Origin of the sequence: Pseudoxanthomonas sp. (genome assembly GCF_051953815.1) — a bacterium.
Classification (GTDB): Bacteria; Pseudomonadota; Gammaproteobacteria; order Xanthomonadales; family Xanthomonadaceae; genus Pseudoxanthomonas_A.
This window is the reverse complement of sequence record NZ_JBQCIJ010000004.1, coordinates 34,441-55,337: the sequence shown is the minus strand read 5'-3', so window position 1 is coordinate 55,337 and position 20,897 is coordinate 34,441. Positions and strand designations below refer to the sequence as shown.

Here is a 20,897-nt window from a genome sequence, read left to right as displayed (position 1 = left end):
CGTGCGTCTGGCGAATTCCGGCGCGAATGCGCCGACAAAGAGCACACCGCGAATACCTACCCCCGCGTCTTCCGCAACCCCAACGCCAACAACCTCGCCTCCAACCATTCCCCCGCACCGGCAGGCTTCGCCAATCCCATCCGCGTCATCGCCTCGGGCTCCCCGGCGCCCGCGAACAACGCCCGCAGCACGGTGCCCGCTTTCGCCACCGGCGTCGCTGTCTGGTTCTTCAACCAGGACAGCGCCTTCACCAGCCGCTGCTCCACCTCGGTGAAGTCGCTGCCGAGGGGATAATCGGGCAGGGTGCCGTCGTGGCGGAAGCGCCGCAGGGACGCGGTGAGATGGGCCGGCGTGTTGTCCGCCCATGCGGGGGGCGCGATGAAGCCGCGCCGGAGTTTCCGGTTGCGCTGCGCCCGTTCCAGCAGCCCTGCCTGGAAGCGAGCATCGGTGATGCCCACCATCGCGATCACGCAGTCCTCGTCGTTGCGGCCACGCAGGTCGGCGATGCCGTACTCGCTGATGCACAGATCGCGGAGATGGCGCGGGATGGTGGTGTGCCCGTAGTTCCAGCGTACGTTCGACTGCGGTTTCCCGTTCGCATCGCGCAGGGCGCGGAACATCAGCACCGAACGCGCATCTTCCAGCGCGTGCGCCATCGCCACGAAGTTGTACTGGCCGCCGACGCCGGACACCACCCGGCCATCCTCCAGACCGTCGGAGACCGCCGCGCCCAGCGCGGTGATCATCATGGCTGAATTGAAGAATCGGGCGTCGCGCCGTTGCAGGCGCTCCAGAGACTCATGGCCGCCGTAGAGCTGGTTGACGCTGCCGATGCGGCGCATGCCGATGGCGCGGCGTTCGTCGTCGGGAAGTTGCCGCAGCCAGTCGTAGAAAGCCGGCGAACCCAGATAGAAGGCGCCGTGCAGATATTCGCCATCGCGTTGCAGGCGCGCGTGGTCGCCGAGGTTGGCGGTGCCGTCTGAGACGCGGCGCATCAGCAGTTCGTCATCGACCACCTTGCGGCGCATGACGCCGGTTTCGACGAGTCGCTTGAAGCCTTCGTTGATCATCTCGCTGCAGCCGTACAGGCCGATCTCGAAGGGGCCCAATCCACCGCTCTCGATGACCGCGGGATGCCGTTCCAATTCGGGATCCAGCGCCGCCAGCACCTCGCGATAGGCCGTGTTGTCGGTGTGGCGCAGGACCAGCGCGTGGCACAGTGCGTCGGCCAGCGCGCCGATGCCGATCTGCAGGGTGCCGCCGTCGCGCACCAGCGCGCTGGCGTAGAGCCCGATGGCGTACTCCGCGTCGGATACCGGTTGTCGCGGCAGGCCGAACAGCATCGGGTAGGGGCCGGGCGGCGTCACCACCGCGTCGAAGTAGTCCTCGTCCACCGCGGCGGTGCCGCCCAGCCAGGGCAACTGCGGATCCACTTCCGCCACCAGCAGGGGACGTGGCAGACCGCGCGCCTGGACCGCTTCCACCGCATCCTGGGTGAGATCGTTGTTGCAGGACAGCGACAACCGGCGGCCGCCCGGTTCGCGCGCGACCTTCTGCACGATCACGTTGAGGCCGCGCTCGCCCAGCGCACGGGCCACGTGGGTGTAGTTGAGGCTGGCGTAATGTCGCTGCGCCTGCGAAGAGCCCAGCAACGCGCCGGACTGCATGTAGAACTCCTCGATCTCGATATGCGCCGGCAATGCATCGCGCTTCATGGCCTGCACGTAGGCCAGGCGCGGAAAGTCCTCGCCGAAATGACGCGTGGCGAACGGCCCCAGGAAGCGGGCTTCCAGCCCGGGTTTGGCCTGCGGCGGATCCAGCGACAACGCGGTGTACAGGAACCAGGGACGCGAAGGATCCTGTTCCAGCCGGGCATACAGCGCGTTGATCAGGCGGTGCGGTTTGCCGATGCCCAGCGGCGCGCCCATGCGCAGGGTCTGCGGTGCCTGCCGCAGGATGAAGTCGACGGCTTCGTCGAGGGAATCCAGATGGACGGTCATGGGGAGGAGCTTAGGCGAAAGTCGGTGAGGGGCGTTCAAACGGGAGCGAGGCCAGGCACTTGACAGGCAATCCGATTACGCGCGTAATCGATAAAAATTACAGGTGTAAACGGAATGTCGATCAGCGAAGCCGAAGCCGTGGTGATGGAGGCGCTGTGGGAGAAGCACCCGCAGGGCGCAGACGAGGTGCTGGCGATGGTGTCCACCCGGACCGGCTGGGCCGAGCCGACCGTGAAGACCCTGCTCAATCGCCTGCTCAACAAGGGCGCGATCCAGGCCCGGAAAGAAGGACGTCGTTATCTCTATTCGCCGGTGCTGGCCCGCGGGGATTGGGTGCAGCAGCAGAGCGCCGGTCTGCTGGAACGCCTGTTCGGCGGCCGGGTGGCGCCGCTGGTGGCGCATTTCAGCGAGCGTGGCCGGTTGTCGCGGCGCGACATCGCCGAGCTGAAGAAACTGATCGCGGAGCTCGACGATGAGCAATGACATCCTGCGGCTGCTGCTCGGGACGACCCTGGCCGCCTCCGTCGTCGTCCTGCTGTTGCACCTGCTGCGGGCGCCGCTCCGGCGCTGGCTGGGCGCCGGCGCCGCGTATGCCGCCTGGGCTGCCGTGCCGGCCGCCGTCATCGCGGTGCTGCTGCCCGCGCGCGAAGCGCCGGTGGAATGGGGGGCGATCGGCGTGGTGCTGCAACCGGTGCGCGCCGCGACCGCCGCCGTGTCGTCGATGCAGGCGCCGATGTGGGAGATGTTGCTGCTCGCCGTGTGGCTGGGCGGCATGGGGGCGATGGCGATCGGGTTGTGGAGGCGGCAGCACCGTTTCGTGCGTGGGCTGGGCGAATTGCGCCGACGCGGAGACGGACTGTGGACATCGGAGACCTCGCGGGACCTGCCCGCGGCGGTGGGCCTGTTCCGTACCCGGATCGTGGTGCCCAACGATTTCGACTCGCGCTATGACACCCGCGAGCGGCGCCTGATTGCCTGCCACGAGCGGCTCCACGTCAGTCGTGGCGACCTGGTGGCCAACGCGGTGGTGTCCGCGTTGCGCTGCGTCTACTGGTTCAATCCCGTGATTCACCTGGCCGCGCGCCGCTTCCGTGTCGATCAGGAACTGGCCTGCGACGCGGACGTCATCTGGCGTCATCCCGGTGCGCGCCGCGCCTATGGCGAGGCGATGTTGAAGGCGCAGCTGGAGGACCTGCCGATGCCCCTGGCTTGCCACTGGCCCGCGCCGCACCCGCTCAGGGAACGAATCGCCCTGCTCGGGAAGAAGCTGCCTTCGGCCCGGCGCCGCGCGCTGGCGTCGTTCGTGATCACCCTGATGACCGTCGCAGCCGGTTATGGCGCGTGGGCCGCGCAACCCGCGCAGCCGCGGGCGGCTTCAATGCCTGAATCCGTCATCGACCGCGACAAGCCACCGGGAATCCGCGTCGAGGGCCGGAACGGGACGCCGCCGCTGGCGATCGAACTTACGGCCGCCCGCGAACCGGAGGCGGCATCGGCGTTCGCGCGTGATGCTGAGCCAGCGGATGAACCGGATCGCCGCATCGACCGTTCGAAGCTGGCCCCGCCTCGTTATCCCGCCAGCAGGCACGAAGGCAAAGTGGTGATGCGGCTGGATGTCGGGCGTGATGGACGGGTGACGCGGGTCGGCCTGGATCGCAGCTCCGGCTTCGAGGATCTGGACCAGGCCGCGATGACCGCCGCGCGGCGCTGGTACATCGAACCCGCCATCGAGGGAGGACGGGCGGTGGCGTCCACGGTCCGGGTCCCGGTGGAATTCTCCCTGGACGAGCCGCAAGCCATCGCGCGGCGGGACGCGCGCGCATCGGAGGGAAACATGCGGAACGAAGCACGGATGGAACGGCGATGAAGCGCATCCGGTACACGGGTTCGTCAGGCGCGCTGCTGGCACTGGCAATCGCAGGCCTCGCGGCATGCGCGGGTGCTCCGAAGGAAACCCGCATCGACAGCGTCGAGCGTCGGCTGATCATGCCGGAGGGCGGCGCCCGCTACGAAATGGCGGCGCATCAGGCATTCGCCTATCCGGCACCAAGGGACAACGCCTCACCGGTATTCCCCGCCGACTATCCGGCGCGGGAACTCGCGCCGACAACGCTGTGCGTATCCTTCGTGGTGGACGAGCGCGGTGAACCGACCCAGGTAAACCCCTTGACGCAGGAAGGCTGCGCGCCGGCGGAACAGTTCGCGTTGTTGCGCGATGCGATGCTGGCCGCGGTCAACGGCTGGCGCTTCGAACCGGCGATGTTCTGCGACTATCCGGACGCGGCCACCCGGGATCGCGACTGGAACGGCCAGGGCTGCGCGGGTGAGACGGTCGAAGCGCGGGTGGTGCCGGTATCGCTGGCCTATGCCTTCACCTTCAGCCTGCGCAACGGCAAGGGCGAGGTGGCGGCGGCGAAACGCTAGCCGCCTGTCTCCATCGCGTGCACGGCGTCGGCCAGGCGTCGTACTTCCTCGGCGTGATGGCTGACGTAGATGATCGGCAGGCGGATTTCGTCGCGTACCCGCTGCAGATAGGGAATCAGTTCCTCGCGGCGTGCCTGGTCCAGCGCCGACAGCGGCTCGTCGAACAGCAGGATCGCCGGTTGCGAGAGCAGGGCGCGGCCGATCGCCACCCGCTGCGCCTCGCCGCCGGAAAGATTGCGCGTGCGCCGGCCCAGCAACGGCCCGATGCCCAGCAGATCGACCACCGTGTCGAAGCCGAAGCGCACCGGGGTATCCCGCCCATGCCGCCCATAGCGCAGGTTGCCGCGCACATCCAGGTGCGGAAACAGCCGGGCGTCCTGGAATACATAGCCAATGCGGCGGCGATGGGTGGGCACGTCGATCCGGTCCGTGCTGTCGAACAGCACCCGGCCATCCACTTCGATATGGCCGGCCACGGGCGCGACCAGCCCGGCGATGGCGTTGAGCACGGTGGTCTTGCCGATGCCGGAAGGACCGGTCAGCGCCAGTACCCGCGCATCCGAATGGATGCGCACGCGACGATGGAACGCACCGCGCCTGAGTTCGGCATCCAGTCGCAGCATCACGCCTCCTCCCGACCGCGATGGCGGCGCGTCAGCCATTCGGAGAGCAGCAGCGCGACCAGCGAGATGGCGATCGCCACCATCGCCAGCCGCCAGATGCCGGCTTCGCCGCCGGGAACCTGCATCAGCCCGTAGATGGCGGACGACAGGGTCTGGGTCTCGCCCGGAATGTTGGAAACGAAGGTGATGGTGGCGCCGAATTCGCCCAGGGCCTTGGCGAAAGCCAGCACCGTGCCGGCGACCAGGCCGGGCCAGGCCAGCGGCAGGGTGACGGTGAAAAACACCCGCCAGGGCCCCGCGCCGAGGGTGGCCGCGGCCTGTTCCAGTCGTCGGTCGGTGTTCTCCAGCGACAGGCGGATCGCGCGCACCATCAACGGGAATCCCATCACCGCGCAGGCCAGCGCCGCGCCGGTCCAGCGGAACGCGAACACGATCCCGAAATGCCGCTCCAGGAAGCCGCCCACCGCGCCCTGGGTGCCCAGCGTCATCAGCAGCGCGTAGCCCATCACCACCGGCGGCAGCACCAGCGGCAGATGCACCAGCGCGTCCAGCAATGCCTTGCCGGGGAACCGCCGGCGCGCCAGCAGCCATCCGACCAGCACGCCGAAGGGCAGGCTGGCCAGGGCGGCCGTGATCGCCACCTTCAGGCTCAGGCGGATGGCGGTGATTTCCTCGGGCGTGAACCAGTCCAACCGAGCGGCCTATTTCAGCAGGACGAAACCGCGCCGCTCGAAAATCGCCGCGGCCTCGGGTGATGCCAGCCAGGTCACCAGCGTGCCGGCCCGGGCATTGCGTTCGCCGCGCAGCGCCGCGACCGGGTAGACGATCGGCGGATGGCTGTCATCGGGAAACGTGGCCACCACGCGCACCGCCGGCTCGGCGCGCGCGTCCGAGAGATAGACGATGCCTAGCGGCGCCTCGCCACGCGCCACCAGCATCAACGCGGCGCGCACGCTTTCCGATTCCGCCAGCTTCGCCTGCACACTGGTCCAGTGACCGAGTTTCTCCAGCGAGGCGCGGGCGTATTTGCCCGCGGGAACGCTGCTGGTCTGGCCCAGCGCCAACCGGCCCTGGCCGAGCGCGGTGGCGAGCGAACCGGCCTCGCCCAGGTCCACCTTCAGCGCGCTCGCCTTCGGCGCCACCAGCACGAGCCGGTTGCCGAGCAGGTTGCGTCGTTGCGCCGGATCGAGCTTGCCACGCTGTTGCAGATAGTCCATCCACTCGAGATCGGCGGAGAAGAATACGTCGGCGGGCGCACCCTGTTCGATCTGACGCGCCAGCGCGGAACTGGCCGCGTAGGAGACACGCACCGGAACGCCGGTGCGCCGCTGGTAGGCGGCGGCGGCTTCGTCCATGGATTCCTTCAGGCTGGCCGCGGCGAAGACGGTCAGCGGCGTCCTGTCTTGGGCACAGGCGACCGTGGCGAGCCATGGCAACAGGGCCAGCAGGCCCAGGCGCACACGGCGCCGGCGAAGAAAGGTGGAGAGGCTCATGGCGTGCTCCTCTTGGATTCAGGACGACAGGCGGGTCAGGATGTCCGGACCGGCGAACGCCACGCGCCGGGCGCGCGCGTTCCGGAACGAGCGGGCACAGCGGGCCATCGCGGGCAGATGGACGTCAGCAGGTATCCGTGGAACGAGACACGGGCATTCATCGGGATGCGTCCTGACACGGTGGAATTCAGCGCGCCGCGAGGGTCGCGTTCAACAGGGCCGCCAATCGCGCGCCGCCCAGCCGCAATTGGCGTTCGGCGATCGGAAGCTGCGCTTCGTAATAGGCGGATTCCAGCGTGGCGCGGGCGGGATAGAAACCGGGCGCCACCACGATCGCGCAGGATTGCCTCGCCCAATCCGCCGAAGCGGGGGGCAGCACGTCGGCGCGGTCCGGCGCGGGCGCGGGCAGGGCGCGCAGCACGCGCAGGTAGGCGTCCTCGTCGAGTCCACGGCTGTTGAGCAGGCCGCTGTCCCAGACCCGGTGCAGATTGCCGCCCTTGCCCTGGTAACTGGTCTGGAAATCATTGCCGCCCTTGTCGCGCGCATAGCCGGCATGCAGCGGCTGGTGGGCGTCGCCGACCAGGTGGACGACGAACTTGAGCGCCTGCAGGCGCTCGGCGTCCGGACGGCGTCGGTCGGCGAGGATGGCGCTCTGCGCGCGGATGGCTTCGATCACGCACTTGCCGTCGGGACAGTCGCGCGCGGGCTGATAGCTGCAATCGTGCTCGCCGATGTTGACGTAGTGCCACCGCGCCGATGTCCGACCCAGATCCGGATCGTTCTCGCGCAGGTTGTCCGCCCAGTTGGCGATGCCGGCGAGGCTGGGCTCGGCTTCGTCGCGCAGCAGGCGATTGATTTCGGCGCGCGCTTGCGGATCCAGATCGGCGTCGGCCAGGCGCGCGACCAGGCGGTGTCCCAGCGGTCCCCATGCATGCGCGGCGGGCGACAGCGGCAGGGCCAGAATGAAAACGAGGAGGGCGTGGAAAGCGGTACGGGTCATGCCGGCACTTTAACCGACATGACCCGCCCGGGTGGTTACAGACTTAGAACTTCAGCACATATGCCGCGCCGTAGACCAGCGGATCGATCTTCGCCTGGCCCAGTTTCACGCCGTCGACCTTCACGTCGCTGTCGATGTCGATCCAGCGCACGTCCACGCGCACCGCGCCGCGTTCGCTGACCTTGAAATCCAGGCCGGCGTGCGCGGCCAGGCCCCAGGAATCCTTCAGCTTGAGCTTGCTGCCGGCCAGCGCGCCGCGGGTGTCTTCGCTGAAGAAGGTGGTGTAGTTGACGCCGGCGCCCAGGAACGGCGACACCTTGCCCTGGTTGTTGAAGTGGTACTGCAGGGTGAAGGTCGGCGGCAGGTGCTTGGTGCTGCCGACCCGGCCCAGACCCTTGATCTCGATGTCGTGCTTGAACGGCAGCGCGGCCAGCACTTCCAGGCCCAGGTTGTCGCGCAGGAAGTACTCGAAGGTCACCGTCGGCTTGACGTCGCTGTCGATGTCCAGCGCCAGCGTGCCATTGGCGAGCTTGCCGTTGTCGGATTTCGGATTGACCTGATGGACGCCGACGCCGAGCGTCCAGTCACCCTTGGACTGGGCGAAAGCGGGCAGCGCGCAGCCGGCGATGGCGACGGCGAGGAAGGCGGAAAGGGGCTTTTTCATGTTGTTCTGTCGGTTGTGAGGAACGGATGCCAGTGTCCGCGCCATCCCGGATCCCTGCCTTGATCCGGATCAATGTCCTGAAATATGTGAATTCCGGTGTTCATGCCCGGGTATGGGGCGGTGTGCATGGGCGGTGCGGGCCGGGAAAATGCCTGGCCTGGAAAGGGAATGTGAGTTGCGCCAGCCCTGATAGAATAGGCGTCCCCGTCAACCCCGCCGCGCCGGGCGCGGCCGCAGGAGTCCCGAGCAATGTCGATCAAGGTTGGTATCAACGGCTTCGGCCGTATCGGTCGCAACGTGTTGCGTTCCGCCGTGCAGAACTTCGCCGACGACATCGAAATCGTCGCCATCAACGATCTGCTGGAACCGGACTACCTGGCTTACATGCTGCAGTACGACTCCGTGCACGGCCGCTTCAAGGGCGACGTCAAGGTCGAAGGCAATACGCTGATCGTCAACGGCAGGAAGATCCGCCTGACCCAGGAACGCGATCCGGCCAACCTGAAGTGGGACGAGATCGGCGCCGGGGTCGTGATCGAATCGACCGGCCTGTTCCTCGACAAGACCACCGCGCAGAAGCACCTGGATGCCGGCGCGAAGAAGGTGATCCTGTCGGCGCCGTCGAAGGACGACACGCCGATGTTCGTCTACGGCGTGAACGACAAGACCTACAAGGGCGAGGCGATCATCTCCAACGCCTCGTGCACCACCAACTGCCTGGCGCCGCTGGCCAAAGTGCTGCACGACAAGTGGGGCATCAAGCGTGGCCTGATGACCACCGTGCATGCCGCCACCGCCACCCAGAAGACCGTCGATGGCCCGTCCAACAAGGACTGGCGCGGTGGCCGCGGCATCCTGGAAAACATCATTCCCTCCAGCACCGGCGCGGCCAAGGCGGTCGGCGTGGTGATCCCGGAACTCAACAAGAAGCTGACCGGCATGAGCTTCCGCGTGCCGACCAGCGACGTGTCGGTGGTGGATCTGACCTGTGAACTGGAAAAGCCGGCCACCTATGCCGAGATCTGCGCGGAGATGAAGTCGCAGAGCGAAGGCGCGCTGAAGGGCATCCTGGGCTATACCGAGGACAAGGTGGTCGCCACCGATTTCCGCGGCGATACCCGCACCTCGATCTTCGACGCCGATGCCGGCATCGCCCTGGACGGTACCTTCGTCAAGCTGGTGAGCTGGTACGACAACGAGTGGGGCTATTCCAACAAGTGCCTGGAAATGGTCCGCGTGGTCGCGGGCAAGTAAACCGGTTTCCCTGGCGGTACGGGAAGGCGCCCGCGGGCGCCTTCCGCGTTTGGGGCGGGACGATTTCCGTCCCGGTTCGCCGGGTAGCGCCACGTTATACCCGGCGGGAAGCACGAGGCGACCCGGGGCCAGCTTCTTGCAATACCTCCCGCTTTGCCGGACGCTGCGGGCGCCCCTGCGGCTTCAGCCCGCGCGGGCTACTCGAGAGGACAGGAAATGGATGACTTGGCGGGCTTGCTGGTCCTGATGGGGCTGGTCGTGCTGGCGGTACCGGTGCTGCTGATTCTGGCGCTGGTGTCGATCGCCGGCCTGAAACGGCGGGTAACGACGCTGGAGCAGCAACTGGACGGCCTGCGGAAGCACGCGACGGCCGGTGCGACGGGTGATGCCCGCGCAGAGGTTCCCCCGCACGAACGCGTGCGGCCGGAGCCGCCGACCGGCGACGCGACTTCGCCCACGCTCACCGAACAGATGCGTGCCGCCGCGGCAACGCGGGACGCGACGCCGCCGCCACGCGCGGCCGCGCCGGTGCCTCCGCCATTGCCGCCCGTGGACGCGGCGTCCGCAGCCGCTGCGCCGCAGGCCGCGGCGCGTCCGCGGGCGCCGGCCGCACCGGCCGCACCGGCCGAGCCGCCGCGTCCCGACGTGATCAGCCTGGGCCTGCGCGCGGTCAAACGCTGGTTCACCGTCGGCAACGTGCCGGTGAAGATCGGCGTGCTGGTGCTGTTCGCCGGCGTCGCCGCCCTGCTGAAGTACGCCAGTGACCAGGGCTGGCTGAGCCTGCCGCTCGAACTGCGGCTGGCCGGAATCGCGGCGGCCGCGCTGGCTGCGCTGGTGTTCGCCTGGCGCAAGCGCGAAAGCAACCGCAGCTTCGCGCTGTCGTTGCAGGGCGGCGCGATCGGCATTCTGCTGTTGACGGTGTTCGCGGCGTTCAAGCGCTACGGGTTGCTGGAGGCGACACCGGCCTTCGCCCTCAGCGTCATCCTGATCGCCGGCGCGGGCGCGCTGGCCGTACTGCAGAACGCGAAGGCGCTTGCGGTCTTCGCCCTGCTCGCCGGTTTCCTCGCGCCGATCTGGCTGTCCACCGGCAGCGGCAACCATGTCGCCCTGTTCTCGTACTACGCGGTGCTCAACGCGGCGATCCTGGGCGTGGCCTGGTGGAAGCCGTGGCGCATCCTCAACCTGCTGGGTTTCGTGTTCACCTTCGGCATCGGCACGGCGTGGGGCGTGTTCGACTACCAGCCCGCCAAGTTCGCGACCACCGAACCGTTCCTGCTGCTGTTCTTCGCGTTTTACCTGATTGTCCCGCTGTTGTACGCCCGCCGGCAGCCGGAAGGGCGGCGCGGCCTGGTCGAAGGCTGCCTGGTGTTCGGCACGCCGCTGGTGGCTTTCTCGCTGCAGGCCGGCCTGCTGGAGGGCGCGCGGTTGCCGCTGGCGTTCAACGCATTGGGACTGGCGGCGCTGTACGCGCTGCTGGCGGCGGCGTTGCGCCGGCGCGGCGGCTTTGAGCGGATGGTGCCGTCCTACGCGGTGCTCGCGGTGGGTTTCGCCACGCTGGCGGTGCCACTCGCGTTGTCCGCGCACGCCACCGCCAGCGTGTTCGCGCTGGAAGGCGCGGCGCTGGTCTGGCTGGGATTGCGGCAGCAGCGCCGACTGCCGCTGATCAGCGGCACCGGCCTGCAACTGCTGGCCGCGTTCGCGTTCCTGGTTGGCCTGAGCCGGATACTGCCTGACACGGCGATCGCCAATCCGGCGTTCATGGGAGCGTTGCTGATCGCGCTTGCCGGACTGGCGAGTGCATGGGTGCTGCGCGCGCACGAGAAACCGATGCCGGCGCTGGTGTTCTACCTGTGGGGCCTGGCGTGGTGGCTCGGCGCGACGGTCAACGAGATTGGCCGCTTCATCGACTGGGACGCGCGCGCCGATGCGGTGCTGGCGCTGGTCGCCGTCACCGGCTGGATCGCCGCCGAGGTCCACCGCCGCCGTCCCGCGACCGCGTTGGCGATGACCACATTGCTGGCGCTGGTCGCGGCCCTGCCTCTGGCGCTGCTGCAGGCGCAGGCACACGGGCAGCCGTTCGCCGGACACGGCGCGCTTGCGTGGCTGGTCTATGCGGCGCTTGGCGTGCGCAGCCTGTTGTGCCTGCGCTCCAGCGAGCATCCGCTGGCCGGATGGGCGCAGTTCGCGTGGCTGCTGGTGTGGCCGTCGGTGCTGTCGATGCTGCTGGAATGGACGGGCGGGCATTTCGAGCTCGCCGAAGGCTGGCGCGCGCTGGGCATCGGTCTGCCATGGCTTGCGGCCGCCGCACTGGGGTTGTTCCGCTGGCCGTGGCTGGCGGCGCCGCTGGGCGAACGCTTCGATGGTTACCGTGGCGCGTTGCTGACCGTCCTGTTCGCGGTCCTGGGCGTGGCCGGCCTGTGGTCGTTGTGGCTGGCCGGCGGCGCCGCGCCGTTGCCGTGGGTGCCGCTGCTCAATCCGCTGGAACTGGCCCAGTTGGCGGCCTTCGTCCTGCTTGCTCGCTGGGCCTGGTCACCGCAGGCGCCGGAACCGCTGCGGCATTGGCGGCCGATGGTGCTCGCGCTGCTCGGCTTCGTGCTGATCACCTCGATCGTGTTGCATGCGGTGCATCACTGGGGTGGCGTGGCCTGGAACGGCAACCTGATTTCGACCGGCCTGGCCCAGACCAGTCTGACCGTCGTGTGGAGCGTGCTGGGCGTGCTGGGCTGGATCGCCGGCTCGCGGCGCGGCCAGCGCGGGCTGTGGCTGGCCGGCGCGGTGCTGATGGGGGTCGTGCTGGTGAAGCTGATCCTGGTGGATCGCGGCAACCTGGGCGACGTGCTGGGCATCGCTTCCTTCATCGCCTATGGCCTGCTGTGCACGGTCGTCGGCTATCTGGCGCCTGCGCCGCCGCGCGCGGCGCTTGCCGAAAACGACGGAGAACACGCATGAAGCCGATGGCATCACGCATCGCGAAGGGGCTGCTGCTGTCGCTACTGCCCGCGCTGGCCCTGGCCGGATCCCGCAACGACTACGCGCGCGAATGGCCGCTGGCCACATCGGAATCCGATGCGGGCGCTTACCGGGTGGTGCTGGATGAGGCGATCTACCGACAGGTGCAGTCGCCGCAGTTGCGGGATCTGGAGGTGTTCGACGCGCGTGGCCAGGCTGTTCCGTCCGCCCTGTTCGATCCGGTCCGGCCGGCGTCCGCGCCGGCGCGACTGGAAACGGTGCCGTGGTTCCCGTTGCCGGTGATGACGGGCGCCGCGTCGCGCGACATCGCCGCGATCAGCGAGATCGCCACCGACGGCAGCCTGCGTCGGGTCGAACTGCGCACGACGGATGCGCAGGATGGCGGCATCCTGATCGACGCCAGCCGCCTGGCGACGGCGCCGGTCGCGCTGCGCGTGCGCTGGACGACAGGGCAGGCGCCGCTCGATCGCGCCTACCGCGTGCTGGCATCGGACAATCTCCGCGACTGGCAGACCGTGCAGGACGAGGCGCACCTGGTCGAACTGGAAAATCAGGGGCAACGGGTCCTGCGTGATCGCATCGAGCTGACGCCGGTGAAGGCGCGCTACCTGCGGCTTGCGCCGCTGGCCGCGGGCACGGCCCCGCGCGTGGAGCGCATCGAAGCGGAGCTGGCGCAGGCGGGCGGCGAACCGGCGTGGGCCTGGCAGGAACTGCCGGCCACCCGCAGCGAGGATCCCGCTGGCACCGTGCATTACGAGTTCACCTTGCCCGGTCGTTTTCCCATCGAACGCGCCGATGTGTCGTTGCCCGGCAACAGTACCCGATCATGGACACTGGAATCCCGCGATGACGCCGCCGCACCTTGGCGTCGGGCCGCATCTCCCTGGGTGGCGTACCGGCTGCAGTCCGGAGGCCGCACCGATGCCTCGCCGCCGCAGGCGCTGGATGGCATGCGCCGGGATCGTCATTGGCGCCTGACCGCCACGCGCGGCGCGACGACGGATCTGCCGCGGCTGCGTCTGGGCTACCGTCCCGAGACGCTGGTGTTCGTCGCCCAGGGCGAGGCGCCGTTCGCACTCGCGGCCGGGAGCGCGCGCACCCGGCGGGACGACGCGCCGCTGGTGGAACTGGTGGCGGCGCTGCGCCAGCAGCGCGGCCCCGCCTGGCAACCGGCGCTGGCGACGCTGGGGCCGGACAGGACCCTGGCTGGCGAAGCCGCGCTGGCGCCGGCTCCGCCGCAGCGCGACTGGAAGGCCTGGCTGCTGTGGGGGCTGCTGGTCGCTGGCGCCCTGCTGGTGGCGGGATTCGCCTTCAGCCTGCTGCGCAAGCCGCCGCCGGGCTGATTCCCGCGGTTTGCGGCGCCCGCGCGCAGCCGGGACAATAGGCATCTTTCCCCGTTTCGAAGGAATGCCCATGTCCATCGTCCGCATGACCGACCTCGATCTCGCCGGCAAGCGCGTGCTGATCCGCCAGGATCTCAACGTGCCGATCGAGGAGGGCCGGATCACCTCCGAACAGCGCATCACCGCGTCGCTGCCGACGCTGAAGCACGCGCTGGGGCAGGGCGCGGCGGTGATGGTTACTTCGCACCTGGGGCGTCCGAAGGAGGGCGTGTGGAGCGAGGCCGACTCGCTCGCGCCGGTGGCGGCCCGTCTGGCCGAACTGCTGGGCGTGGACGTGCCGCTGGTGCGCGACTGGGTCGACGGCGTGGAGGTGAAGCCCGGCCAGCTCGTGCTGCTGGAGAACTGCCGCATGAACCCCGGCGAGGGCAAGGACGACGAGGCCCTGTCGAAGAAATACGCCGCGCTGTGCGACGTGTTCGTGATGGATGCGTTCGGCACCGCGCACCGTGCACAGGCCTCGACCCACGGCGTCATCCGTTTCGCCAAGGTCGCCGCCGGCGGTCCGCTGCTGATGGCCGAACTGGACGCGCTGGCCAAGGCGCTGGACAAGCCGGCGCGCCCGCTGCTGGCGATCGTGGCCGGCAGCAAGGTGTCGACCAAGCTGGAGCTGCTGTCCAACCTGGTCGGCAAGGTGGACCAGCTGATCGTCGGCGGCGGCATCGCCAACACCTTCATCGCCGCCGCAGGGCACGCGGTCGGCAAGTCGTTGTACGAGCCGGACCTGATTGAAACCGCGCGCAGGATCGATGCGGACGCCAAGGCGCGAGGCGCCGACATCCCGCTGCCGTCCGATGTGGTGGTGGCGAAGGAGTTCAAGGCCGATTCGCCGGCCGAGGTGAAGGCGGTCGGCGCGGTGGCCGCCGATGACCTGATTCTCGACATCGGCCCGCAGACCGCGGCGCGCTATGCCGAGATGATCCGTTCGGCGGGCACGGTGGTGTGGAATGGTCCGGTCGGCGTGTTCGAGTTCGACGCCTTCGGCAAGGGCACCGAAGCGCTGGCCCGCGCGATCGCGTCGTCGTCGGCGTTCTCGATCGCGGGCGGTGGCGACACCCTGGCCGCGGTCGACAAGTACGGCATCGCCGGCGAGGTCAGCTACATCTCCACCGGTGGCGGCGCATTCCTGGAATTCCTGGAAGGCAAGACCCTGCCGGCGGTGGCCGCGCTGGAGGCCCGCGGGCGGTGACACGGGACGCCCTGTTCTTCGATCTCGACGGCACCCTGATCGATTCCGCCGTCGGGATCACCCGTTGCGTGGCCTACGCGCTGGAGCAGATGCGGCATCCGATTCCGCCGGAAGCCGAGCTGCGGCGCTGGATCGGCCCGCCGTTGCGGACCAGCTTCGGTCCGCTGCTGAAGGACCCGCAGCAGGTCGAGCAGGCCGTCGCTCATTACCGTACGCGCTTCGAATCGCATGGCTGGGCCGAACACGATGTCTACGAGGGCATCGGCGAAACGGTGGAGGCGCTGCATGCGCAAGGACATCGGTTGGCGATCGTCACCGCGAAGAACGAACCGCATGCGCGCAAGATCATCGAGCACCTGCCGTTCGGGCATCGCTTCGAGGATGTGATCGGTTCCACCATCGATGGCAGTCTCAGCCACAAGCCGGAGCTGATCGCCGAGGCCATGCGCCGGCTGTCGCTTTCGCCAGCGCAGTGCTGGATGATCGGTGACCGCCACATGGACATCGACGGCGCGCGCCACCACGGCATGCGCAACATCGGCGTGTTGTGGGGATTCGGCGGCGAAGCGGAACTGCGCCAGGCCGGCGCGGAGCGACTGGCGGCGGCACCCGTCGAACTGCGCGCGTTGCTGGCCTGACCGTCGCGCCCGCCGGTGGTGGCGCGCAAACCGGGTGCGTCCGCAACATGGCGGCGCACTCACGAGACCAAAAAAATACCAGTATCGGCGTGTCGATGACGCGCATGAAATCGCCTGAAAACAGCGGTTTCGATGGATTCCCTCCCGGATGGACGCGCACGCGCCGACGTACGGCGCGTGCGGTCGCCGTCATCAGCGTTGCAGCATGCGCGCGGTGTGGTAGCGTTTGCGCCAACTCAGGGAACCGTACCAATGATCGAACGCCAGCGCCGCACCAAGATCCTCGCCACCCTCGGACCGGCCACCGACCCGCCGGGCGTGCTTGACGAGCTGTTCCGTGCCGGCGTCAACGTGGTCCGCCTGAACTTTTCCCACGGCGATCCTTCCGGCCAGGCTAGGCGCGCCGCGGCGGTCCGCGCGGCCGCGCAGCGCGCCGGCGCCGAAGTCGGCATCCTGGCCGATCTGCCGGGACCGAAGATCCGCATCGAGCGCTTCGCCGAAGGCAAGGTTGTGCTCAAGGCCGGCGCGCGCTTCGATCTCGTCGCCAATGCCAACGCTCCGGCGGGCGATGTCTCGCAGGTCGGCGTGAGCTACCTCGGATTGCCCGGCGACGTCACCCACGGCGACACCCTGCTGCTCGATGACGGCCTGATGCAGCTGCGGGTCGAGCAGGTGGAAGGCGAACGCATCATCACCACCGTGCTCAACGATGGCGTGCTGTCCGATCGCAAAGGACTCAACAAGCTGGGCGGTGGCCTGTCGCTGGGCGCGCTGACCGAGCGCGACAAGGAACTCATCGCCATTGTCGCCGAGATCGGCGTCGACTTCATCGCGGTCTCGTTCTGCCGCAATGCCGAGGACATGAACGAGGCGCGGCGCATTGCCCGCGAACACGGCAGCGATGCCGCGCTGGTGTCGAAGATCGAGCGCACCGAGGCGATCGAGAACCTGGCCGAGATCGTCGAGGCCAGCGATGTGGTGATGGTGGCGCGCGGCGATCTGGGCGTGGAAATCGGCGACGCCGAACTGCCGGGCCTGCAGAAGAAGATCATCCGTGAGTCGCTGGCGCGCAACCGCGTCGTGATCACCGCGACCCAGATGCTGCAGTCGATGGTCGACAATCCGATCCCGACCCGCGCCGAGGTGCTGGACGTGGCCAACGCGGTCATCGACGGCACCGACGCGGTGATGCTGTCCGCGGAAACCGCGGCCGGCAGCTATCCGGTCAAGGCGGTGGAGGCGATGGCGCGCATCTGCCTGGGCGCGGAAAAGCAGTTCGAGACCGACACCGATTTCGAGAAGGCGCCGCGCGATCTGGCGCGCGCCGACCAGGCCATCGCGATGGCCGCGATGTTCCTGACCGAGCACATCGGCGTGCGCGCGATCGTCGCGATGACCGAGTCCGGCGGCACCGCCCGCTACCTGTCGCGCTTCCGCGCGCGGGCGCCGGTCTACGCGTTCTCGCGCCACGATGGCGCGCGCCGGCGGATGGCGATGATGCGCGATGTGTTCCCGATCGCGTTCGACAGCCGCGGCCTTGCGCCGCGCGAGGCCGCGCGCGAGGCAATGCGCTGCCTGTACGACCGCAAGCTGTTGTCCGAGGGTGACCGCATCATCTTCACCAGCGGCGATCACATGGAAAAGCACGGCGCCACCAACACCCTGCGCCTGCTGCAGATCGGCATGCAGGGACAGGCCGAGGGGCTGGGCGAGTTGTAATTCCCGACTTTTCGGGCGAGGCTGCGGCCGGTTGCCGGAAAAAGGAAGCGGGATACATGACCAGGACCAACGCCTACACGCTGTTGTGCGTCGCGATTCGCGCGGTTGTCGTCTGGTTCTTCGCGTCCCTGCTGTTGACGCTTCCAGGCATCCTGCTGGGGGGCCGCAATGGGGGCTACGAGGGCGGGGTCGTCTGGCTGATCGTGGGAGCGGTGCTGTTTCCGGCGGTGATGCTGGGGCTGGCCTGGCTGTTTGCCGACAAGCTGGCGCGCCTGGCATTGGCGCGACCGCAAGAGCCGGTGTTCGACAGCCGGATCGAGGCGAATGCCTGGCTCGGCCTGGCGTTTTCGATCATCGGCGCCTACTTCCTGTTCCAGGTACTGCGCGATGCGGTACCGCTGCTGGTCCAATGGATCATGCTTTCTCGCGCGACGGCGGGTTCGCTGTGGCTGGAGGGCGATTCCCAGCCGTTCCTGATCAACGCGGCGAGCCTGGTGATTGAAGCCGTACTGGCCGGGATTTTCCTGTTGCAGGGACCCGGACTGGCCCGCCTCGTGCATCGTTGGCGTTATGGCCGGCAGCCCGACGAACAACACCAGGCTCCGGAGTGAAACGCCACGCCGCCGTCACGTCACGCTTGTAATCGTTTGCAAGTTCCACCGGCCCAAGCCGTTCTCGCGATTGGGCTATAATTGGTATCTTTCCCGCCGCTCCTCCAGGACCCACATGAGCATCGAACAGCTTGCCGAAACCGCCCAGGCCATGGTGGCCGCGGGCAAGGGCATCATCGCGATCGACGAATCCACCAGCACCATCGCCAAGCGCTTTGCCGGCGTGGGCATCGAGAACACCGAGGAAAACCGCCGCGCCTATCGCGAACTGCTGCTCACCACGCCCAAGCTGAGCGACTACATTTCCGGCGCCATCCTGTACGACGAAACCATCCGCCAATCCACCAAGGACGGCGTGCCGTTCGCCAAGTACATGGCCCAGCACGGCATCATCCCGGGCATCAAGGTCGACAAGGGCACCCATCCGCTGGCCGGTTGCCCGGGCGAAGTGGTCACCGAGGGCCTGGACGGCCTTCGTGATCGCCTGAAGGAGTACTACGCGCTGGGCGCCCGCTTCGCCAAGTGGCGCGCGGTCATCAACATCGGCGAGGACATCCCGACCGGCACCTGCATCGAGGCGAACGCGCACGCGCTGGCCCGTTACGCGGCGCTGTGCCAGGAAGCCGGCCTGGTGCCGATGGTCGAGCCGGAAGTGCTGATGGACGGCGAGCACGACATCCAGACCTGCTACGAAGTCACCGAAGCGGTGCTGCGCTCGCTTTTCGCCGCCCTGTACGAGCATAACGTGCTGCTGGAAGGCACCATCCTGAAGGCATCGATGGTCGTGCCCGGCAAGGACTGCCCGGATCAGGCCGATGTCGAGGAAGTCGCCGAGTCGACCGTGATGTGCCTGAAGAGCACGGTGCCGGCGATCCTGCCGGGCATCGTGTTCCTGTCCGGCGGCCAGAGCGACGAGGACGCCACCGCCCACCTGGATGCGATGAATCGCCTGGGCGCGCTGCCGTGGCCGCTGTCGTTCTCCTACGGTCGCGCCATGCAGCAGGCCGCGCTGAAGCTGTGGTCCGAGGACCTGAAGGGCAACTTCGCCAAGGCCCAGTCCACCGTCTACGCGCGCGCCAAGGACAACGGCCTGGCCGCGCTGGGCAAGTGGGAAGGCTGAGCGCGCTTCCGCCAGCCCAGCGGTGAGACGAAAAACGCCGGCCTTCGCGCCGGCGTTTTTCTTTGCGGCGCCCGGCGATGGGCCGGGAAACCTGAACGCCCGTTCAAGAAAAATGGCTTCCCTCTATATTGTTGCCTAGGCAGCTATATCATAGGCAGCCATGAGCGACCCGTGTAATCCCGCCTCCCTCGGCTACCTGATCGCCGATCTCAGCCGCCTGTACGGCCGGGTGTTCGATCGGCGCGCCGCGCACCTTGGCCTGACCCGGGTCCAGTGGCGCGCGCTCAAGCGCATCCACCAGAACGAAGGGCTGACCCAGGCGGCGTTGGCCGACGTGATGGACATGGAACCGATCGCGGTCGGTCGGGTGATCGATCGCCTGCAGAAGGCCGGCTTCGTCGAACGCCGCAACGACCCCAGCGATCGCCGCTGCTGGCGCCTGCACCTGTCGCCGCAATCGAACCAACTCATGGATCTGATCGAGGGTGTCGCCACCGGCCTGCGCGAGGACAGCCTGGCCGAAGTCGATCCCGCTGAGTTGCAGACCACCTTGAGGGTGCTGTCCCAGATCCGCGAAACCCTTTCCCACCTCGATCGCGCCAGCCGCGGCGAGTCTTCCCTGCGCAAGTGACCCCACCACGATGACCACCAAGATCAATGCCGCCGCCGAACAGGCGGCCACTCCCGCTCCTCCCCGGCGTCGGCGCGTACCGCTCTGGCTGTGGATCGCCGCGCCAGCGGCGGTCATCGGCTTCTTCGGCTGGGAGTGGGTGGTGTCCAGCCGCCAGGTCAGCACCGATAACGCCTACATCAAGGCCGAGCGCATCCTCATCGCGCCGCAGGTTGGCGGGCGGGTGGTGGAAGTGGCGGTGACCCAGAACCAGCCGGTGAAGAAGGGCGACCTGCTGTTCCGCATCGATCCCGAGCCGCTGCAGATCGCGCTCGCGCAGAACGAAGCCACCCTGGCCTATGTCGCCAACACCGCCAGCGCCAGCCGCGCCAAGGTGACCGGCGCGGGCACCTCGGTGTCGGCCAAGCGCGAGACCCTGGCCTGGGCGCAGCGCGACCTGGCCCGCATGCAGCAGCTGGCCAGCCAGCAATTGGTCTCGCGCAAGATGCTGGACGATGCGCGCCACGCGGTGGCCGAGGCGAAGACCGATCTGGCCGACGCGATCGCCTCGGAGTCGGAAGCCAATGCGGCGCTCAGCGGCAGTGCGCGCACACCGCTGCAGGAATTGCCCGGTTATCGCGGCGCGCTGGCGATGCTGGCCAAGGCCAAACTGGATCTGGCGCACGCCGAAGTGCGCGCGCCGGTGGACGGCATCATCGGCCTGCATGACCTGCAGGTCGGCGAATACATCAACGTCGGCCAGACCGCGATGCCGCTGGTGGCGGCCAACCCGATCTGGGTGGAAGCCAACTTCAAGGAAACCGAGCTCACCCGGATGCACGTCGGCCAGCCGGCGACCATCGAGGTCGATACCTATCCGGGCGTGAAGTGGAAGGCGCACGTGGCCTCGATCGCGCCGGCCTCCGGCGCCGAGTTCAGCGTGCTGCCGCCGCAGAACGCGACCGGCAACTGGGTGAAGATCGTGCAGCGCATTCCGGTCCGGCTGGAGATCGACGGCGCCGACAAGCAGGACGCGCCGCAGCTGCGCGCCGGCATGAGCGCCGACGTCAAGGTCGACCTGCGCGAAGCGGACGGTGGCAGCCACGCCAGCAAGGCGACGGCGGCGCGCTGACGAGCTTCGTCTTTTTTCGTCATTCCGGGCGTCTGCGGACCGTGTCACGG

General features: G+C 68.2%; 19 protein-coding genes. 13 read left to right on the top strand and 6 right to left on the bottom strand.

Translation table 11 applies throughout. The features are described from left to right. Nucleotides 1–56 precede the first annotated feature (56 nt). Entirely contained in the window at nucleotides 57–2,000 is a 1,944-nt protein-coding gene (locus tag ACTHN1_RS01430) for an acetyl-CoA hydrolase/transferase C-terminal domain-containing protein (protein WP_440469192.1), read from the bottom strand. Between the two features lie 114 nt (nucleotides 2,001–2,114). On the opposite strand from ACTHN1_RS01430, the gene ACTHN1_RS01425 reads away from it, so the two are divergent. From ACTHN1_RS01425 to ACTHN1_RS01415, 3 genes are read left to right on the top strand one after another with little or no spacing between them, the layout of a single operon-like run. Then, nucleotides 2,115–2,483 (top strand): BlaI/MecI/CopY family transcriptional regulator, encoded by a 369-nt coding sequence (locus ACTHN1_RS01425; RefSeq protein WP_440469191.1) that lies wholly within the window; start codon nucleotides 2,115–2,117, stop codon nucleotides 2,481–2,483. Continuing rightward, nucleotides 2,473–3,867 (top strand): TonB family protein, encoded by a 1,395-nt coding sequence (locus ACTHN1_RS01420; protein ID WP_440469190.1) that lies wholly within the window; start codon nucleotides 2,473–2,475, stop codon nucleotides 3,865–3,867. Before ACTHN1_RS01425 ends, ACTHN1_RS01420 begins: the two co-directional genes overlap by 11 nt. Further along, entirely contained in the window at nucleotides 3,864–4,424 is a 561-nt protein-coding gene (locus tag ACTHN1_RS01415) for an energy transducer TonB (protein WP_440469189.1), read from the top strand. The genes ACTHN1_RS01420 and ACTHN1_RS01415 overlap by 4 nt, the downstream gene beginning before the upstream one ends. Here ACTHN1_RS01415 and modC read toward each other — a convergent pair. From modC to ACTHN1_RS01390, 5 genes are all read right to left on the bottom strand, one after another. Beyond that, on the bottom strand, nucleotides 4,421–5,047 hold the full coding sequence (gene modC, locus ACTHN1_RS01410; RefSeq protein WP_440469188.1) for a molybdenum ABC transporter ATP-binding protein: 627 nt from the start codon (nucleotides 5,045–5,047) through the stop codon (nucleotides 4,421–4,423). The genes ACTHN1_RS01415 and modC overlap by 4 nt on opposite strands. Then, the gene (gene modB / locus ACTHN1_RS01405; protein ID WP_440469187.1) at nucleotides 5,047–5,739 is read right to left on the bottom strand and encodes a molybdate ABC transporter permease subunit; all 693 of its coding nucleotides are present in this window, start codon (nucleotides 5,737–5,739) and stop codon (nucleotides 5,047–5,049) included. The genes modC and modB overlap by 1 nt, the downstream gene beginning before the upstream one ends. 9 nt (nucleotides 5,740–5,748) lie before the next feature. Next, nucleotides 5,749–6,540: a molybdate ABC transporter substrate-binding protein gene (gene modA / locus ACTHN1_RS01400; protein WP_440469186.1), complete on the bottom strand. Its 792-nt coding sequence runs from the start codon at nucleotides 6,538–6,540 to the stop codon at nucleotides 5,749–5,751. A 187-nt stretch (nucleotides 6,541–6,727) separates the two neighbouring features. Beyond that, nucleotides 6,728–7,540 (bottom strand): S1/P1 nuclease, encoded by an 813-nt coding sequence (locus tag ACTHN1_RS01395; RefSeq protein ID WP_440469185.1) that lies wholly within the window; start codon nucleotides 7,538–7,540, stop codon nucleotides 6,728–6,730. 43 nt (nucleotides 7,541–7,583) lie between these two features. Further along, complete coding sequence (locus ACTHN1_RS01390; RefSeq protein WP_440469184.1) at nucleotides 7,584–8,204, bottom strand: OmpW/AlkL family protein; 621 nt, start codon at nucleotides 8,202–8,204, stop codon at nucleotides 7,584–7,586. A 249-nt stretch (nucleotides 8,205–8,453) separates the two neighbouring features. Between ACTHN1_RS01390 and gap the strand changes: the two genes are divergently transcribed. The 10 genes from gap to ACTHN1_RS01340 all read left to right on the top strand — a co-directional run bounded on the left by gap (nucleotide 8,454) and on the right by ACTHN1_RS01340 (nucleotide 20,847). Beyond that, the gene (gap, locus tag ACTHN1_RS01385) at nucleotides 8,454–9,458 is read left to right on the top strand and encodes a type I glyceraldehyde-3-phosphate dehydrogenase (protein WP_440469183.1); all 1,005 of its coding nucleotides are present in this window, start codon (nucleotides 8,454–8,456) and stop codon (nucleotides 9,456–9,458) included. 225 nt (nucleotides 9,459–9,683) lie between these two features. Beyond that, nucleotides 9,684–12,407, top strand: a complete 2,724-nt coding sequence (locus ACTHN1_RS01380) for a DUF2339 domain-containing protein (protein ID WP_440469219.1) — start codon at nucleotides 9,684–9,686, stop codon at nucleotides 12,405–12,407. Further along, nucleotides 12,404–13,771: a DUF3999 domain-containing protein gene (locus ACTHN1_RS01375; protein WP_440469182.1), complete on the top strand. Its 1,368-nt coding sequence runs from the start codon at nucleotides 12,404–12,406 to the stop codon at nucleotides 13,769–13,771. Before ACTHN1_RS01380 ends, ACTHN1_RS01375 begins: the two co-directional genes overlap by 4 nt. Nucleotides 13,772–13,841: 70 nt before the next feature. Beyond that, nucleotides 13,842–15,017, top strand: coding sequence for a phosphoglycerate kinase (locus ACTHN1_RS01370; protein ID WP_440469181.1), 1,176 nt, complete (start codon nucleotides 13,842–13,844; stop codon nucleotides 15,015–15,017). Then, the gene (locus ACTHN1_RS01365; RefSeq protein WP_440469180.1) at nucleotides 15,014–15,655 is read left to right on the top strand and encodes an HAD hydrolase-like protein; all 642 of its coding nucleotides are present in this window, start codon (nucleotides 15,014–15,016) and stop codon (nucleotides 15,653–15,655) included. Before ACTHN1_RS01370 ends, ACTHN1_RS01365 begins: the two co-directional genes overlap by 4 nt. A 252-nt stretch (nucleotides 15,656–15,907) precedes the next feature. Next, nucleotides 15,908–17,374: a pyruvate kinase gene (gene pyk / locus ACTHN1_RS01360; RefSeq protein ID WP_440469179.1), complete on the top strand. Its 1,467-nt coding sequence runs from the start codon at nucleotides 15,908–15,910 to the stop codon at nucleotides 17,372–17,374. A 56-nt stretch (nucleotides 17,375–17,430) separates the two neighbouring features. Then, entirely contained in the window at nucleotides 17,431–17,985 is a 555-nt protein-coding gene (locus tag ACTHN1_RS01355) for a hypothetical protein (RefSeq protein ID WP_440469178.1), read from the top strand. Between the two features lie 115 nt (nucleotides 17,986–18,100). After that, nucleotides 18,101–19,105, top strand: a complete 1,005-nt coding sequence (locus ACTHN1_RS01350) for a class I fructose-bisphosphate aldolase (protein WP_183644257.1) — start codon at nucleotides 18,101–18,103, stop codon at nucleotides 19,103–19,105. Between the two features lie 160 nt (nucleotides 19,106–19,265). Beyond that, nucleotides 19,266–19,736 carry a MarR family winged helix-turn-helix transcriptional regulator gene (locus tag ACTHN1_RS01345; protein ID WP_440469177.1) on the top strand — a complete coding sequence of 157 codons (471 nt, stop codon included), beginning with the start codon at nucleotides 19,266–19,268 and terminating at the stop codon, nucleotides 19,734–19,736. 10 nt (nucleotides 19,737–19,746) lie between these two features. Beyond that, the gene (locus ACTHN1_RS01340) at nucleotides 19,747–20,847 is read left to right on the top strand and encodes an HlyD family secretion protein (protein ID WP_440469176.1); all 1,101 of its coding nucleotides are present in this window, start codon (nucleotides 19,747–19,749) and stop codon (nucleotides 20,845–20,847) included. Nucleotides 20,848–20,897 lie beyond the last annotated feature (50 nt).